Raw genomic sequence first — 15,339 nt, 5'->3', positions numbered from 1 at the left:
GGTGCAGTTTACTAGTAGTAAATTGCATCTTTTTGCCGTATCTTAGGTCTATGTAGAAACAATTTTTATGGGAAGTCATCATCATCATCATCACCATCACAGTACAACGTCGAATATCGCAGTGGCATTTTTTCTTAATGTAGGGTTTACACTTGTCGAGCTTATAGGCGGGGTGTTGACCAATAGTTTGGCTATTATGTCAGATGCATTGCACGATTTAGGAGATAGTTTGAGTTTGGGCTTGGCTTGGTATTTTGAAAAGAAGTCCAAGCAACCTGCTACAGATACCTATTCTTATGGATTTAAGAGGTTGTCACTACTCGGCGCAGTTATTAATGCTTTGATGCTAGTGGTTGGTGGGATTTTTATTGTCAAAGAAGCCATACCCAGAATTTTTCATCCCGAAGTTACTGATGCGAGAGGAATGATGTGGTTAGCACTCTTAGGTATTGGGGTTAATGGAGTTGCGGTATTGAAATTGCAAAAAGGAACCTCTATCAATGAACGAGTTGTATCATTACATCTCTTAGAAGATGTATTAGGCTGGGCTGCGGTTTTACTGGCGAGTATTGTGATGCAGTTTTGGGAGTTACCCGTACTTGACCCGTTGCTTTCTGTTGGGATTACGCTCTTCATTTTTTACAATGTCTATAAGAATCTCAAGGAAAGTCTGCGTATACTATTACAAGGAACGCCCCAAGGACTTACTGTAAAAGACCTTACTGCCACAATAGTGACTTTCGAAGGGATCGAAGCTGTTGACGATTGCAAACTTTGGACTATGGACGGTGAATATCACATTGCTTCGCTATGGGTGAGGTTGGAAGATACGGTAGATGTAGCGAGCGAGCAAACCGTTAAAAATCAATTAAAACAAAGGCTTCACGATAGCTTTGGTGTCGAGCATACAACCATAGAAATTGTAAGGGGAAAGAAAGAATGTAAAGAGACACATTGCTCATAGCCAATTTATGTTGTAAATTTGAATAAACTAAACTAAAAATTATGTCAAGAAATCAAATTGGGTTAAACATTCCTAAGGGAGGTGTTTTGTTAGTACCTGTGGCAATTATACTATTAATTTTTATCGCCAAGTCAACGGAAACTATAGGTCCTGGTGAAGCAGGGGTACTCTTCGAGCGATTTGGACAGGGTATTAATACAGAAAAAACGTACGGAGAAGGATTTCACCTCGTAGCACCGTGGAATGAAATGATAGTTCAAAAAGTACGTCAACAATCTATTTCAGATAAGATGAACGTATTGTCTGTAAACGGATTGGAAGTACGTGTCGACGGTACGGTTTGGTTTAAACCGGATTACGAGAACTTAGGGAACTTAATCAAAAATAAAGGACGTAACTACATCAGTGATATTCTTGATCCAGCAATCAATGCTGCAGCTAGGAGTGTTGTGGGTAGGTATACGCCAGAGCAATTGTACTCGAGTAAACGCGATGTGATTGAACAGGAAATCCTGGTAGAAGCACAGGAAGAATTAAAAGATCAATACATAATAGTGGAACGTGTGTTAGTTGAAGATGTGCAGTTGCCAACGACCATTCGTGATGCTATTGAACGCAAATTAAAACAAGAGCAAGAAGCCTTAGAATATCAATTTAGAATTGAAAAAGCTGAGAAAGAAGCACAACGTCAGCGAATTGAAGCCAAAGGAAAGGCCGATGCTAACACGATATTAAGTGCTTCTTTGACCGATAAGATTTTACGAGATAAAGGTATTGAAGCAACCAATAAATTGGCAGAGTCACAAAATAGCAAAGTTGTGATTATCGGTTCAGGAAAATCTGGAATGCCTATTATTTTAGGAAACCAATAAAGAACATACCAACAAAAGAAGAAGGAAGTCGTTAGGCTTCCTTTTTTTGTTTTTCTTCCCAGGCTTTGCGCAAATCTGTTGACAGGATTCCACTGCCGTCATGTCGCCATCCTGGAGGTTTAATAAAGTACAATAACTTTTTTCCTAAGGTGGTTTTACTAAACCAAAAGTCGTGCAATACTGCGTACCATTCGTGAAAGGCTACCTTTACCGGATTGTGGGTCTCGATGTTTTTGACTAGTCCGTATACGGGGGGAGCAATTTCTGGCTCGAAGGTTCCGAACAGGCGGTCCCAAATAATAAATATTCCAGCGTGATTGCGGTCTAAGTATTGAGGATTGGTAGCATGGTGAACTCGGTGATGACTGGGAGTATTAAAAACAGCTTCAAACCAACGAGGCATTTTATCAATAAGCTCGGTATGTATCCAATATTGATACAGCAGGCTGATACTCATTTGCATTACTATCATTACAGGGTGAAATCCTAGCAGAGCTAGAGGGCCCCAAAAGATGAACGTGTAAAATCCGCCAGACCAAGTTTGCCTTAATGCCGTTGCCAAATTGTATTGTTGTGAAGAATGATGTACCACATGACTCGCCCAAAAAAGTCGACTTTCATGTGCTATGCGATGATTCCAATAATAGACAAAATCTTCAGCAAACAACAGCAATACCCATGCCCACCAGGTAAACGGGATGCTAAACAATTTGTATTCGTAGAGCAGCGTAAAAAAGGCGAAGCTGATTCCTTTTGAGAGGAATCCGATCAATACATTTCCCAGTCCCATACTAATGGAAGTCAAAGCGTCTTTGTATTCGTAGTGTTCTAGCTTTACCTTTACCGTTAAGATGACTTCTAAAAGTACCGTTAAAACGAAGAACGGAATGGCATAGTGAATTAAATTAGGGAGTTCAGGGATGTGCATTGTCAATAAGTTTTGTTTTCGCTTTTAGTGCGGTATGGCGTTTTTGTGTTGATTGTTAGGGAGCTAAATATAAGTAAAAATAGAAAAAAAGCGAATGGATAGGGAGTATTTAGGGAATGGGGAAGAAGAAAACCGAATTTGTGTAAAATAAAAGAGAGACAAGGTTTTATATGAATGAAATTTTTGTATATTTGCAACCTTAAAATAAATTTTTAAATATTTAATTATGAACCGTTACGAAACTGTTTTCATTTTGAATCCCGTTTTATCTGAAGGTCAGATAAAGGAAGCAGTGCAAAAGTTTGAGGACTATTTGACTTCAAAGGGTGCAGAAATGACTTACAAAGAAGACTGGGGACTTAAGAAATTAGCTTACCCAATCGAAAAGAAAAAAAGTGGATTTTACCACTTATTTGAGTTTAAAGCTGCTGGAGATGTTATCGCTCCGTTTGAATTAGAGTTCAGACGTGATGATAGCGTTATGCGTTATTTAACTGTAAAGTTAGATAAGCACGCTGCTGCTTGGGCTGACAAGAGAAAAGAACGTGTTAAATCTGCAAAAAAATAACCTATGGCGTCTATAGATCAACAAGCAAAAGGAAATAAGCAAGGAGAAGTTCGTTACTTAACTCCACTTGATATTGAAACTAAAAAAGAAGCTAAGTACTGTCGTTTTAAGAAAAGCGGAATCAAGTATATCGATTACAAAGATGCTGACTTCTTAATGTATTTAGTAAACGAGCAAGGTAAAATTTTACCAAGACGTTTAACAGGAACATCATTAAAATATCAACGTAAAGTGGCTCAAGCTATCAAAAGAGCGCGTCACTTAGCTTTAATGCCATACGTTGGTGATATGTTAAAATAATAAAGAAGTAGAAACATGGAATTGATATTAAGACAAGACGTAGAAAACTTAGGTTTTAAAGACGATATCGTAACTGTTAAGAATGGTTATGGACGTAACTACCTTATTCCTCAAGGATATGCTGTATTAGCTACTTCTTCAGCTAAGAAAGTATTAGCTGAAAACTTAAAGCAACGTGCATTTAAAGAGGCTAAATTAGTAGAGGATGCTCAAAAGTTAGCAGAAGCAGTGAAGGGTTACGAAATCAAGATCGCTTCTAAAGTTGGTTCAGGAGACAAATTATTTGGATCTGTAAACAACGCTGACGTTGCTGAAGCATTAGCAAAAGCTGGTACTGAGATCGAAAAGAAATTCATCAAAGTAACTGGTGGTAACGTTAAGAGATTAGGAAAATACAATGCAGCAGTTCGTTTACACAGAACTGTAGTTGCTGACATCGTATTTGAAGTAGTTGCTGAGAAATAGTTAGCACTTGCTTATAACGAATAAGAATCCGTCTTTTTAGACGGATTTTTTAGTTTTTAGGGGTTTTTTCCTGCCCGTAATTATCGAGATATTTCGATCTTCGAGATGCAGATAATAATAGGGGAATTTATCTGATACGCAAGTTACATTTGATTTTGCGTGAACGTGTTTAAAATAAAAGTCCAATCAGTGAGCTGATTGGACTTTTAGCTTATTTTATACTAAGTTGTTCTTGATTTCTTATGATGTCATCAAAGGTTTCTCTCTTGCGTATTAAGTAGTCTTTCCCTTTGTAAATCATAACTTCTGCAGGTCGGTAACGCGAGTTGTAATTCGAGGCCATTGAATAGCAATACGCTCCGGCGTTGTGGAAGCAGAGGATGTCATCTTCAGCAATTTCTGAGATTCGTCTGTTGGTCCCAAAAGTATCCGTTTCACATATATATCCTACTATGCTGTAAAAGCGTTCTCGTCCCTTTGGGTTCGAGATGTTTTCTATGTGGTGGTACGAGTTGTAAAACATGGGTCGAATTAGGTGGTTTAAACCGCTGTCGATCCCGGCAAATACTGTAGAGGTCGTTTGTTTGATGATGTTGACCTTGGCCAGAAAATACCCCGCTTGACTTACTAAAAACTTTCCGGGTTCAAACATCAAAGTGATGTTTTTACCGTAGTTTTTACAAAATTCGTTAAAACGCAATGACAATTTTTCACCGAGTTCTTCAATATTTGTAGCGATATCACCTTCTTTATAAGGAACTTTAAACCCGCTTCCAAAATCGATAAAATCAATATTCTTGAATTGCTTGGCCACTTCAAATAATATCTCGGTAGCGCGTAAGAAGGTATCGATATCTAAAATGTCAGATCCTGTGTGCATGTGAATACCATTGATATGCATGCCAGTATTTTCCACCACGCGTTGAATATGCGGTACCTGGTGGATAGAAATCCCGAACTTAGAATCGATGTGTCCTACGGAGATTTTACTGTTTCCCCCAGCCATAACGTGAGGATTGATACGGATACATACTGGAATTTTGGGGTGCTTTTGACCAAAAAGTTCTAAAATAGATAGATTATCAATATTGATTTGAACTCCTAGTTTAGCAACTTCTTCAATTTCTTGTAATGAAACTCCGTTAGGGGTATAGATAATGTTTTTAGGCTCAAAACCAGCTAACAAACCGAGTTTTACTTCCTGAATAGAAACAGTGTCCAATCCGCTTTTTAAAGAGTTAAATACCTTTAAAATGTTTACGTTCGACAGCGCTTTCGCCGCGTAGTTAATCTTGACATTTTTAACCTTTGCAAAGGCTTTTGTTATTTTCTGATATTGATTAATGATGACTTCTGTGTCATAAACATATAGCGGACTATCATAAGTGTCGGCTAGGCGTAAAAGGTCTTTTCTATTCATGTTATTTCGACTTTATACGTCAAAATTAGAAAAGGCAAACGGTGCTTGAAATTATTTTAAAGAAATAAACACATCTCGGAAATTTGTAAAAAAAAAATCTAGTGAACGTTCACTAGATTTTTATTACTGTATATAAAAGCTGTTAATTTGCTTTGATTACATCACCCGATCCTAAAGAATCGATGTCTACGTATTTGGGTTCCCCTTTGTAATAGATATTTCCTGAACCTACTACGGAAGCTTTGATTTTAGTACTTACGCTGGCTTTGATATTTCCTGATCCCGCGATGCTCGCTTTTAAGCTCGAAGCTTTTAAATCGTAGGCACGGATGCTACCAGAACCTGCAATATTCGACTTTAATTTCTCGGTTTTTCCTGACAAACGAATATTTCCTGAACCACCAATATTGGTTTTTACATTTGTGGCAATGACCTTTGCCTTGATGTTTCCAGAACCACCTACATTAAAAGAAATAGATGCTGCTTTGATAGGGTCTTCTGCATAGATATTACCAGAACCACCTAGTGAAATACCTTCGATATTCTCAAAGGCTACCGTAACGGTCAGCTTTCTGGTGGTACTGATGTTTACGTTGTTCTTAAATTTTATTTTCAAGGTGTTTCCGCGTACCTCCGTTTCTACCAAGGGAATGATATTTTCCTCTCCCTTGATACTGATAGCTCCTTCTTTCCCTTTGATAAGTTTAACATCAAACGATGCTGCTAAGCTAACCTTGTCAAAAGAACCTACCGTTCTGTTTTTAGTAATGATCGTACCGTTTCCTTTTACTCTTTTTGAATTCCACCAGCTTTGTGCTTGTGTACTTATAGTCATACCTACTACTGCAATGAGTACTGCTGTAAATTTTTTCATAATTATTAGTTCGTTTTGTTTAGTTATTAATTTTTAAAGAAACCCCTCCGTAGCTAGAGCGCACTGTCACTGTTGATGAGCTTTCGTTTCCGAATACACCTTCATAGTATTTTTTAGTAGATTTTTTTACGCTTTTGTGCATGTCTACAGCACTGCTCGGATAGCGGAATCCTGCGTAACTCAAATCGATAGTGAACTTAAAATTATTGTCTTCAGGGGTTCCGAGTTTTACAGAGGCGTAGCTGCTGTTAATACTCACTTTTTCAAAGCCTTTTTCAATACTCGCTACTTTGATGCTTCCGTAATCGCTGTTTGAGGTCATCGTCTTGGTTAAACTTCCTACCTTAACAGCTGCGTAATCTGACCCTCCGGCAATATTTGCAATTTGCTGTACTGTTAAACTTCCGTAATCTAGATTGTACTTGACTCCGTTTACAGTACCTAATTTTAAAGTCGAATAGTCGGCGCTCAATTTGAGAAAATCAGCCTTGTTAACTTTGAGTAGTGAATAATCTGCCGAAATACTCGCGGTATTTACATAGTTAATTTCTGAGGCACCACAATAGCTCAAGTTGATTCGGTTGTTGGTATTGCTTAACTTTTCGATGTCGATATTCCCGTAATCACAAGTAATATTCGATTTTCCTTCCAGTTCGTCTAAGCTGATATTTCCGTATTTGTTATTGAGGTCTGCGTTGTTGGTACGTGGCATTTTGACGAAATAACTTATTTTAAAGGATGTATTGTTGTTTTTCCACCATGAAGACCAACTGGAATTTACCTTGCGGATTTTAGTTCGCGCTTCCACGAGGTCTTTTGATCCATTAAAATCCACAGAGATGGCATCTAATTTAGCTTGAACTTTGTCCAAGTCATTTCCTTTGACGGTTATTTTTACGAGAATCTCAATACGGTTTTGATTCCAAGTTTCGATGTTAAGATCTCCGTATTTGTTTGAAATAAAGAGAGAGGCGTTATCATTAACCGAATATTGACGATTGATGGTCTTCGTTTTTTCGTGTTTTTTTCCAGTACAGCTCAAGACATTTCCGAAACTGTAAATGCTGGTGAATAATGCGATGAATGAGAGTAATTTATATAATTTCATATGCTGTTATTTTCGCGTTGTTGGGTAATTCTAATTCTTCTAATTGTGCCAGGAGATTTTCTAGGATGAGCAATCTTCTCTGGTAGTTGTTTATTAAGTTTTGTACTACAAATCGTTTGTTTTCGTGTTTTGCAAATTCCTTGGTGAACCGGTTGAATTCATCTTCTAAGTCTTCTAGTTTGTCTAAAGCATTTTCGATGAGTGTTTCGGTATCTAAGGAACGGTGCTTTTCAATTTCTTTGAGTTCATGACGTATCGTAGAGACAAAAAAGGTTTCTGTTTCTGCCATATTGGGAGCTATAGTAGCCAAACTATTGGGAAGTTCTCGGTTGCCTAAGCTTCCTAAATAAAATCCGATGATCAATATCACAGATGCGGCGATGCTCAACCAACTCCACGACAATTTTGAACTTTCGGGGCGTTGTTCCAGTTTTCGTTGAAAACGATCAAAGTGTCCTGAGTGAGGTTCGTGTAAATCTAAATCGTTGTTTAGAAAAAAATCGTTCAATTTATCGTCCATAGGTATTCTTTTTAATGGTGTTTGCAAGCAGTAGCTGTTTTAGCTTCTTCTTGGCTCTCGAAATCGTGGTGCGTACATTTTCATTGCTGTACTCCATGATTTGAGCAATTTCTTCATAATCGTAACCTTCAATGAGGTTGAGTGTCAATACCAAGCGGTAGTTGTCTTTCAGGTTTTGGATGGTTTCCAATACTTTTGGGACTTCTAAGGCTTCGTAGTCTATTGACGTTTCTTCTACTTCGTAACTCGGTATGACTTCCATTTTTACCTCGTCATAACGGCTGTTCTTTTTTAGTTGGGTCAAACTTTTATTGACCACAATTCGCTTTAACCACGCTCCAAAACTAACTTCGCCTTTAAAGCTATTCAGTTTGGTAAAGGCGGCTAAAAACGCCTCCTGCATGATATCTTCCGCTTCGAAGGGGTCTTTCAATATGCGGTAAGCACTGTTGTACATGGCTTTGTAATAGGCTTTGTACAATTGCATTTGCGCATTTGAATCGTTCTTCTTGCAGCGTTCGATTAGTTGATTGATATGTTTGTTCTGCAATTCCAAGTTAGTTAATCTATTCTAAGGACTCGGTCGTTTTTGACTTGTGACACTTTTTTTAAAAAAAGATTATTTTTTTGCAAAAGGTCGCAGGTGAAATTGTGATTTACTGGTTGTCAGTAGGTTATTTTAAAAATGTAAAACTAAAATTTTTTATTGATGAAAATACGTATATTTGAGCGATGAACAATAGTGTTAAGATAATAGAATGTCCGCGCGATGCCATGCAGGGTATCAAAAGTCATTTTATTCCAACGGAAGCGAAAGCAAAGTACATTAATGCCCTGTTAAAAGTGGGCTTTGATACCATTGATTTTGGAAGCTTTGTTTCACCGAAAGCGATTCCTCAAATGAGAGATACCGCCGACGTTTTAAGCAAATTAGACCTGAGCCAAACAACGAGTAAGTTATTGGCTATAGTTGCCAATGTGCGGGGAGCGAACGATGCGGCTTGTTTTGAAGAAATAGATTACTTGGGCTATCCATTTTCTATCTCTGAGAATTTTCAAATGAGAAACACACACAAGACTATTGATCAATCTATAGAAACCTTAAAGGAAGTTTTATCGATTGCCAATCGCAGCAATAAGGAAGTAGTTGCTTATTTGTCTATGGGCTTTGGAAATCCTTATGGCGATCCTTGGAACGTGGATATAGTAGGAGAATGGACAGAAAAACTTTGTAATTTAGGAGTTAAAATACTATCTTTATCGGATACTATAGGTAGTTCAACACCAGAAGTGATTGACTACCTGTTTTCAAATTTAATACCTAAATTTCCCAGTATAGAATTTGGAGCACATTTACATACCACACCGGACAGTTGGTTTGAAAAAGTAGACAGTGCTTACAAAGCTGGGTGTAGAAGGTTTGACGGTGCAATTAAAGGATTAGGAGGTTGCCCGATGGCTAAAGATGATTTAACAGGGAATATGCCAACAGAAAAAATGTTGTCGTATTTTACCGCTGAGAATGTAGAAACTAATATTAGACCAATGAGTTTTGAAAGTGCTTATAACAAAGCGCTGGAAGTTTTTTAAGATATGAAGTTTATAGTAGTTACGTTGTTTGTTGCATTTTCGTTCTTTCACATTTCTTCAGATGATGAAAGAATAGGGGTGTGGACTATTAAGAATGGTAAGTTTGTTAGTAATAACTCTAAAAATGACGCGTTAGCAGCGCATCACTGGAAAATGTTCTACGATATCTTTCCTAAAACAATTACCAAAAAATACATTAAAAAATTAGTGCTAATCTCAGACGGTCTTGACGAAAAGACAGGAGCATTAGGTGCATTGAGTGTGAAAAATGATCAATGGCAACTCGTAATTGATACCATCGATGTAAATTTCAGATCAAAAGATAAGCGTCGACTCCGTGAATCGGTATATACATTAGTACACGAATTCGGTCATTTATTGACATTGAATAATACGCAAATTCGCCCGACCGCTAAATTGACTCAAGAGGAGGGAGAACCTTATTTAACTCACGAAGGAGAAGCTTATAAAAACAGTTACCTCAATCGTTTTGTAACCTTGTTTTGGAAAGGGAAATTACTCGAAAAATGGGATGTTATTAAGGAGAGACACTGTTTTACAGAAGAGAGTTGTGTGGAAAAACTTTTCGGACTCTACAAAGAAAACTATGCTGATTTCGTAACAGGTTATGCCGCGGAAAGCCCAGAGGAAGACATCGTTGAAAGCTGGACCTATTTCGTGTTGAAGAAGAAGATTAAAAATCCACGTACTATTGCTCAAAAGAAAATCAATTTCTTTTATCAATTCCCTGAATTGGTAGCTTACCGAAAATTAATTCGCTATAACACGCGTTTTTATCTTCACTAGACTTTAACTTTTACGTACTTTTGATTTCGATAACTTAATACAAGATAACGAAACTCATGAGAAGTATAGTATTGACTGCAGTCATGGCCATTTTTATGGCCTGTAACCCTGCAAAACAAAAGTCAGATACTCCGAAGCAAGACGAGCAGCACTTTGCTCGAAAATCGGATAGAACTTATTTTACATTTTTACAGCTGAACGACGTCTACGAAATTGCACCAATCCAAAATGGAAAATATGGTGGGATGGCACGGGTAGCCACCGTTCATAAAGAACTTTTAAAAGAAAATCCAAACACGCTGCTCGTGTTGGCAGGTGATTTTTTAAACCCATCTCTGTTGGGGACGATGAAGGTTGATGGTGAACGATTGAGAGGGAAACAAATGGTTTCGGTAATGAATGCGATGAATTTTGACCTCGTCGCTTTTGGAAATCACGAGTTTGACCTGAGTTATCCACACCTTCAAAAACGTATCAATGAAAGTAATTTTACCTGGATAAGTGAGAATATTCAACACAAAGTAGGACAAGAATTACAGCCTTTTTACCAAGAGAAATCAGCAGGTAAAAAAAACGTAGAAGGTACGTTTGTTAAAACGTTTACTCAGCCCGATGGAACGCCACTTAAGATTGGTTTTTTTAGTGTTTGTATACCTTCTAATCCGAAGTCATACGTACAGTATGGAGATGTTTTTGAGGGGGGCAAAAAAGCTTATGAGAAGTTAGTGTCAGAAGTGGATGTCGTGATTGGATTGACACATTTGACCATAGCTCAGGATAAAAAATTGGCTGCTATGCTACCTGGTGTTCCCTTGATTATGGGAGGACATGAGCATACGAATTCCTATGATAAAATTGGAGATGTATACATTAGTAAAGCGGATGCTAATGCCAAAACAGTGTACATTCACCGATTCGAATACAATCCAGTAACTAAAAAAGTAGCCCTTAAGTCTGAATTGAAAGAGATTAACGAGGACATAGCGGAAGATTCACTAGTAGGGAATGAAGTGGCGAAATGGCAACGAGTGTTGACTACTAAGATTAAAGAGGTGGTCGCGAATCCGAATGAAGTAGTGTTTGATGCTAAAGAAGCTTTAGATGCTCGTGATACTCCCATACGAAGTGTGCAAACTACTATGGGGGCCGTAATTACAGAAGCGATGAGTTTTGCCTTTGGCGATGCTGTTGATTGCGCTTTGGTAAATGGAGGTTCTATCCGTATTGATGATGTACTTCAAGGTCCTATTACGGCAGTAGATATCTTTAGAGTTTTGCCTTATGGAGGCGCTATTTTTAAGGTTGAGATGACAGGGGAGTTGCTTGAAAAAGTATTGGAGTACGGAAAAAATGCTGCAGGGACTGGAGCGTATTTACAGCGTTACAAAGCGGCTTACAAAAACGATCAATGGTATGTTGACGGTAAGGAAATCGTCAAGTCAAAAACCTATAGTGTGGTTGTTTCAGACTACCTTATGAAAGGCTTTGACATTCCAATTTTAAAAGAAGGCGTTCCTGGAGTACTAAAGGTGTACAAGCCAACGGAATCAGAGCTCGCTATCGATATTAGAAAGGCAGTGCTAGGCTATCTAAAGCAAAAGCAATAAAGCCAACCCCAATAAAAAAAGGACTCTTATTAGAGTCCTTTTTTTATTGGTAAAATTGTTTAGAAGCTTCCCAAAAAACATCCATTTCTTTGAGTGTCATGTCTTCCAGTTTTTTTCCTTGTTTTTTGGCTTCTCTTTCGAGAAACTGGAATCTATTAATAAACTTCTTATTCGTTTTCTCTAAGGCATTTTCTGGGTTTACACCAATAAAACGGGCGTAATTGATCATTGAGAACAATACGTCGCCAAACTCTTTTTCTATATGGTCTTGGCGTTCCGCTTGAATTTCGCTGTTGAGTTCGTTCAACTCTTCTTGAACTTTTTCCCAAACTTGATGGGGCTCTTCCCAATCAAATCCAACTCCCGCTACTTTTTCTTGAATTCTACTCGCTTTTACAAGAGCTGGTAAACTTTTAGGGACTCCTTCCAAAACAGAGTTTTTCCCTTCTTTAAGTTTTATTTTTTCCCAGTTTTGCTTTACTTCTTCTTCGGTACTTGCAGTGACATCTCCGTAAATATGTGGATGTCGTTCTACGAGTTTATCACAGATGGCATGACATACAGATGCGATGTCAAAGGCACCTTGTTCACTACCTATTTTAGCATAAAAAACGATGTGCAAAAGCACATCGCCTAATTCTTTCTTTACCTCGTTTAAATCGTTGTCCAAAATAGCATCGGCTAATTCATAGATTTCCTCTATGGTAAGAGGACGCAAACTCTGTAAGGTTTGTTTTTTGTCCCAGGGACATTGCGTACGCAATTCGTCCATGATGGTCAATAATCTATCAAATGCGGCCAATTGGTCTTTACGAGTTGTCATACGCAGCTATTATTCTTCTTCTTGACTTACTTCTTCTACAGGAACTAAGCTGTTAAAATCAAAATTAGCATTCACTAAAGTGTTGTACCACTGCATTACTTTCTTGATGTTTGAAGCGTACACGCGCTCTTCATCAAAATTAGGTAATACTTCACTGAAATACGCTACCAATTTAGCGGCGCTTTCTTTGTGTGAAATCCCTTCTTTACCACCTTCTTTATCAGCGATGTTTTTTAAAACCTGTCCTAAAGGTACTTCCTCTTCGTAGGTGTAAATAGCGATGTTTTCTAATAAACTGACGTTATGAGTGGCTGTAATAGGAAAACGCTTACCATCGACAATTGACTTTACAATCACACCTGTTTTAGTTTGTGATAAAATTTCAAATAATCCTGGTTTTCCTGTTACGGCTATAATTTTGTTAAATTCCATATATCTTAATAAATATTTATAAGTCTTTCTTCTTATTTTCTCTTAGCATTCGGGAAACGCATTCGATACCCTGAATTCACTTTTCCCTTGGAGATATTTTCTAATTTCTTCTTAATTAAACGCTTTTTTAAAGACGATAACTTGTCGGTGAATAATACACCTTCAATATGATCGTATTCGTGTTGGAATACACGTGCTGCTAACCCAGTAAATGTTTCCGTGTGTTGCTCAAAGTTTTCATCTTGGTATTCAACAGTAACGCTTTCCTGACGAAAAACGTCTTCACGTACGTCTGGAATACTCAAACAACCTTCATTAAAAGCCCATTCTTCACCCTCTTCTTTTACGATTTTGGCATTGATAAAAACCTTGTTAAACCCTTTTAAAACTTCGCGCTCTTCTTCGTTTAAATCTTCGTCATCCGCAAACGGGCTAGCGTCGATTAAGAATAAGCGAATTGCTCTTCCTATTTGAGGAGCAGCTAATCCAACACCTTGTGCGTTGTACATGGTTTCTTTCATGTCGGCGATTAACTTTTCCAATTCAGGATAAGCTGCGTCAATCTCTTTTCCAACTTTTCTCAACACAGGGTCTCCGTAAGCTACTATAGGTAAAATCATTTGGTTTATTTTTTTAATGTCGGCAAAAATACAAAGAATGACTGTTTGAATAAAACTATTTGTTGTATAAATACGATTGCAATATAATTGTCGCACTGATTTCATCGACCAATGCTTTGTTTTGGCGTTGTTTCTTTTTGAGTCCACTATCAATCATAGTCTGAAAGGCCATTTTGGAAGTGAAGCGCTCATCGACACGGTGCAAAGGGATATCGGGTAAATTCTTTTGTAATTTCTCGATAAATGGAGCAATCAGTTTTTCGCTTTCACTGGCAGAATTGTCCATTTGTTTCGGTTCCCCAATAACAATAAGCGCCACCTGCTCTTTAGAGCAGTAGTCTTTTAAAAACGGAATTAACTCTTCGGTGGCCACCGTGGTTAGGCCAGAAGCGATAATTTGCAGTTCGTCTGTCACGGCGATGCCGGTTCTTTTTTTTCCAAAGTCTATTGCTAAAATACGCGCCATAATTGCTTTTTGTGCAAAAGTAAACATTTTTAACAAGTCACTCATTTCTGTTTAAAAAATGTATCTTCGTGCGAAATTAAGCGAGGCAAAGTATATTTGTAGCAAATAAAATTTTAGCATGACAGCGTTACAATCAATCATAGAAAAAGCTTGGGACAACCGAGAATTATTAAAAGAAGAAGCAACGATTAAGGCCATACGAGAAGTCGTAGACCTTTTAGATGCAGGGAGCTTGCGCGTAGCAGAACCTACGGCTGCAGGGTGGCAAGTAAATGAATGGGTAAAAAAAGCAGTGGTTTTGTATTTCCCTATTCAGAAAATGGAAACTTTAGAGGCTGGAATTTTTGAATACCACGATAAAATTCCTTTAAAGCGCAATTACCAAGAAAAAGGAATACGCGTAGTACCGAATGCGGTTGCTCGTCATGGTGCGTATATTTCAGCTGGAACAATTTTAATGCCTAGTTACGTAAATATCGGAGCCTACGTTGATGAAGGAACGATGGTTGATACTTGGGCAACAGTAGGATCTTGTGCGCAAATAGGGAAAAATGTACACCTTTCAGGAGGCGTTGGAATTGGAGGAGTTTTAGAGCCTTTACAAGCAGCACCAGTTATTATTGAAGACAATGCTTTCATCGGGTCGAGATGTATAGTAGTTGAAGGAGTTCGCGTAGAAACGGAAGCGGTTTTAGGAGCGAATGTCGTTTTAACTGCATCGACTAAGATTATCGACGTTACTGGAGATGAGCCTGTGGAGATGAAAGGAGTGGTTCCGGCAAGATCAGTGGTGATTCCAGGAAGTTATACTAAAAAGTTCCCTGCTGGTGAGTACAATGTACCTTGTGCCTTGATTATTGGGAAAAGAAAAGAAAGTACCAACAAGAAAACATCGTTGAACGACGCATTGCGCGAGTACGATGTAGCTGTGTAATTTTTCTTTTGAGTCGTATAATATAATTGAACAAATTGAGT

19 protein-coding genes are annotated in these 15,339 nt (G+C 38.0%); 9 read left to right on the top strand and 10 right to left on the bottom strand.

Annotated features, from left to right (window positions below; genetic code table 11):
* Positions 1-67 precede the first annotated feature (67 nt).
* Positions 68-964, top strand: coding sequence for a cation diffusion facilitator family transporter (locus ACXAG7_RS02300; RefSeq protein WP_476665818.1), 897 nt, complete (start codon positions 68-70; stop codon positions 962-964).
* Between the two features lie 41 nt (positions 965-1,005).
* Complete coding sequence (locus ACXAG7_RS02295) at positions 1,006-1,836, top strand: prohibitin family protein (RefSeq protein WP_408043910.1); 831 nt, start codon at positions 1,006-1,008, stop codon at positions 1,834-1,836.
* 31 nt (positions 1,837-1,867) lie between these two features.
* On the opposite strand, the gene ACXAG7_RS02290 is transcribed toward ACXAG7_RS02295, so the two are convergent.
* Positions 1,868-2,764 (bottom strand): sterol desaturase family protein, encoded by an 897-nt coding sequence (locus ACXAG7_RS02290; protein ID WP_476665817.1) that lies wholly within the window; start codon positions 2,762-2,764, stop codon positions 1,868-1,870.
* A 226-nt stretch (positions 2,765-2,990) separates the two neighbouring features.
* On the opposite strand from ACXAG7_RS02290, the gene rpsF reads away from it, so the two are divergent.
* From rpsF to rplI, 3 genes are read left to right on the top strand one after another with little or no spacing between them, the layout of a single operon-like run.
* Positions 2,991-3,332 carry a 30S ribosomal protein S6 gene (gene rpsF / locus ACXAG7_RS02285; RefSeq protein WP_408043908.1) on the top strand — a complete coding sequence of 114 codons (342 nt, stop codon included), beginning with the start codon at positions 2,991-2,993 and terminating at the stop codon, positions 3,330-3,332.
* Positions 3,333-3,335: 3 nt separating this feature from the next.
* Positions 3,336-3,632, top strand: coding sequence for a 30S ribosomal protein S18 (gene rpsR, locus ACXAG7_RS02280; protein WP_408043907.1), 297 nt, complete (start codon positions 3,336-3,338; stop codon positions 3,630-3,632).
* Between the two features lie 15 nt (positions 3,633-3,647).
* On the top strand, positions 3,648-4,097 hold the full coding sequence (gene rplI, locus ACXAG7_RS02275) for a 50S ribosomal protein L9 (protein ID WP_408043906.1): 450 nt from the start codon (positions 3,648-3,650) through the stop codon (positions 4,095-4,097).
* 211 nt (positions 4,098-4,308) lie between these two features.
* Here rplI and lysA read toward each other — a convergent pair whose 3' ends face one another.
* The 5 genes from lysA to ACXAG7_RS02250 form a co-directional block, all read right to left on the bottom strand.
* Complete coding sequence (gene lysA / locus ACXAG7_RS02270) at positions 4,309-5,517, bottom strand: diaminopimelate decarboxylase (RefSeq protein ID WP_408043905.1); 1,209 nt, start codon at positions 5,515-5,517, stop codon at positions 4,309-4,311.
* A 142-nt stretch (positions 5,518-5,659) separates the two neighbouring features.
* Positions 5,660-6,391 carry a head GIN domain-containing protein gene (locus tag ACXAG7_RS02265; RefSeq protein WP_476665816.1) on the bottom strand — a complete coding sequence of 244 codons (732 nt, stop codon included), beginning with the start codon at positions 6,389-6,391 and terminating at the stop codon, positions 5,660-5,662.
* Positions 6,392-6,410: 19 nt separating this feature from the next.
* On the bottom strand, positions 6,411-7,499 hold the full coding sequence (locus tag ACXAG7_RS02260) for a hypothetical protein (protein ID WP_476665815.1): 1,089 nt from the start codon (positions 7,497-7,499) through the stop codon (positions 6,411-6,413).
* Complete coding sequence (locus ACXAG7_RS02255) at positions 7,486-8,019, bottom strand: hypothetical protein (protein WP_476665814.1); 534 nt, start codon at positions 8,017-8,019, stop codon at positions 7,486-7,488. Before ACXAG7_RS02255 ends, ACXAG7_RS02260 begins: the two co-directional genes overlap by 14 nt.
* Entirely contained in the window at positions 8,009-8,569 is a 561-nt protein-coding gene (locus tag ACXAG7_RS02250; protein ID WP_408043901.1) for an RNA polymerase sigma factor, read from the bottom strand. The genes ACXAG7_RS02255 and ACXAG7_RS02250 overlap by 11 nt, the downstream gene beginning before the upstream one ends.
* 182 nt (positions 8,570-8,751) lie before the next feature.
* On the opposite strand from ACXAG7_RS02250, the gene ACXAG7_RS02245 reads away from it, so the two are divergent.
* The 3 genes from ACXAG7_RS02245 to ACXAG7_RS02235 are packed head-to-tail and all read left to right on the top strand — an operon-like array spanning position 8,752 to position 12,023.
* Complete coding sequence (locus ACXAG7_RS02245; RefSeq protein ID WP_408043900.1) at positions 8,752-9,609, top strand: hydroxymethylglutaryl-CoA lyase; 858 nt, start codon at positions 8,752-8,754, stop codon at positions 9,607-9,609.
* 3 nt (positions 9,610-9,612) lie between these two features.
* The gene (locus tag ACXAG7_RS02240) at positions 9,613-10,416 is read left to right on the top strand and encodes a hypothetical protein (protein ID WP_408043899.1); all 804 of its coding nucleotides are present in this window, start codon (positions 9,613-9,615) and stop codon (positions 10,414-10,416) included.
* A gap of 56 nt (positions 10,417-10,472) precedes the next feature.
* Positions 10,473-12,023 carry a bifunctional metallophosphatase/5'-nucleotidase gene (locus ACXAG7_RS02235; protein WP_476665813.1) on the top strand — a complete coding sequence of 517 codons (1,551 nt, stop codon included), beginning with the start codon at positions 10,473-10,475 and terminating at the stop codon, positions 12,021-12,023.
* Between the two features lie 43 nt (positions 12,024-12,066).
* Here the strand turns inward: ACXAG7_RS02235 and mazG are convergent, their stop codons facing one another.
* Genes mazG through ruvX form a run of 4 tightly spaced genes read right to left on the bottom strand, consistent with a single transcriptional unit; the run spans position 12,067 to position 14,364 of the window.
* Entirely contained in the window at positions 12,067-12,846 is a 780-nt protein-coding gene (gene mazG / locus ACXAG7_RS02230) for a nucleoside triphosphate pyrophosphohydrolase (RefSeq protein ID WP_476665812.1), read from the bottom strand.
* 9 nt (positions 12,847-12,855) lie between these two features.
* On the bottom strand, positions 12,856-13,278 hold the full coding sequence (locus ACXAG7_RS02225) for a DUF5606 family protein (protein WP_408043896.1): 423 nt from the start codon (positions 13,276-13,278) through the stop codon (positions 12,856-12,858).
* Positions 13,279-13,310: 32 nt separating this feature from the next.
* On the bottom strand, positions 13,311-13,898 hold the full coding sequence (gene def / locus ACXAG7_RS02220; RefSeq protein WP_408043895.1) for a peptide deformylase: 588 nt from the start codon (positions 13,896-13,898) through the stop codon (positions 13,311-13,313).
* 55 nt (positions 13,899-13,953) lie between these two features.
* Positions 13,954-14,364, bottom strand: coding sequence for a Holliday junction resolvase RuvX (ruvX, locus tag ACXAG7_RS02215; RefSeq protein ID WP_476665968.1), 411 nt, complete (start codon positions 14,362-14,364; stop codon positions 13,954-13,956).
* Between the two features lie 118 nt (positions 14,365-14,482).
* Between ruvX and ACXAG7_RS02210 the strand changes: the two genes are divergently transcribed.
* Positions 14,483-15,298 (top strand): 2,3,4,5-tetrahydropyridine-2,6-dicarboxylate N-succinyltransferase, encoded by an 816-nt coding sequence (locus tag ACXAG7_RS02210; RefSeq protein ID WP_408043893.1) that lies wholly within the window; start codon positions 14,483-14,485, stop codon positions 15,296-15,298.
* Positions 15,299-15,339: the final 41 nt, after the last annotated feature.

The organism is Tenacibaculum sp. AWR4_210, assembly GCF_056160945.1.
This window is presented reverse-complemented; position numbering and strand designations above follow the sequence as displayed.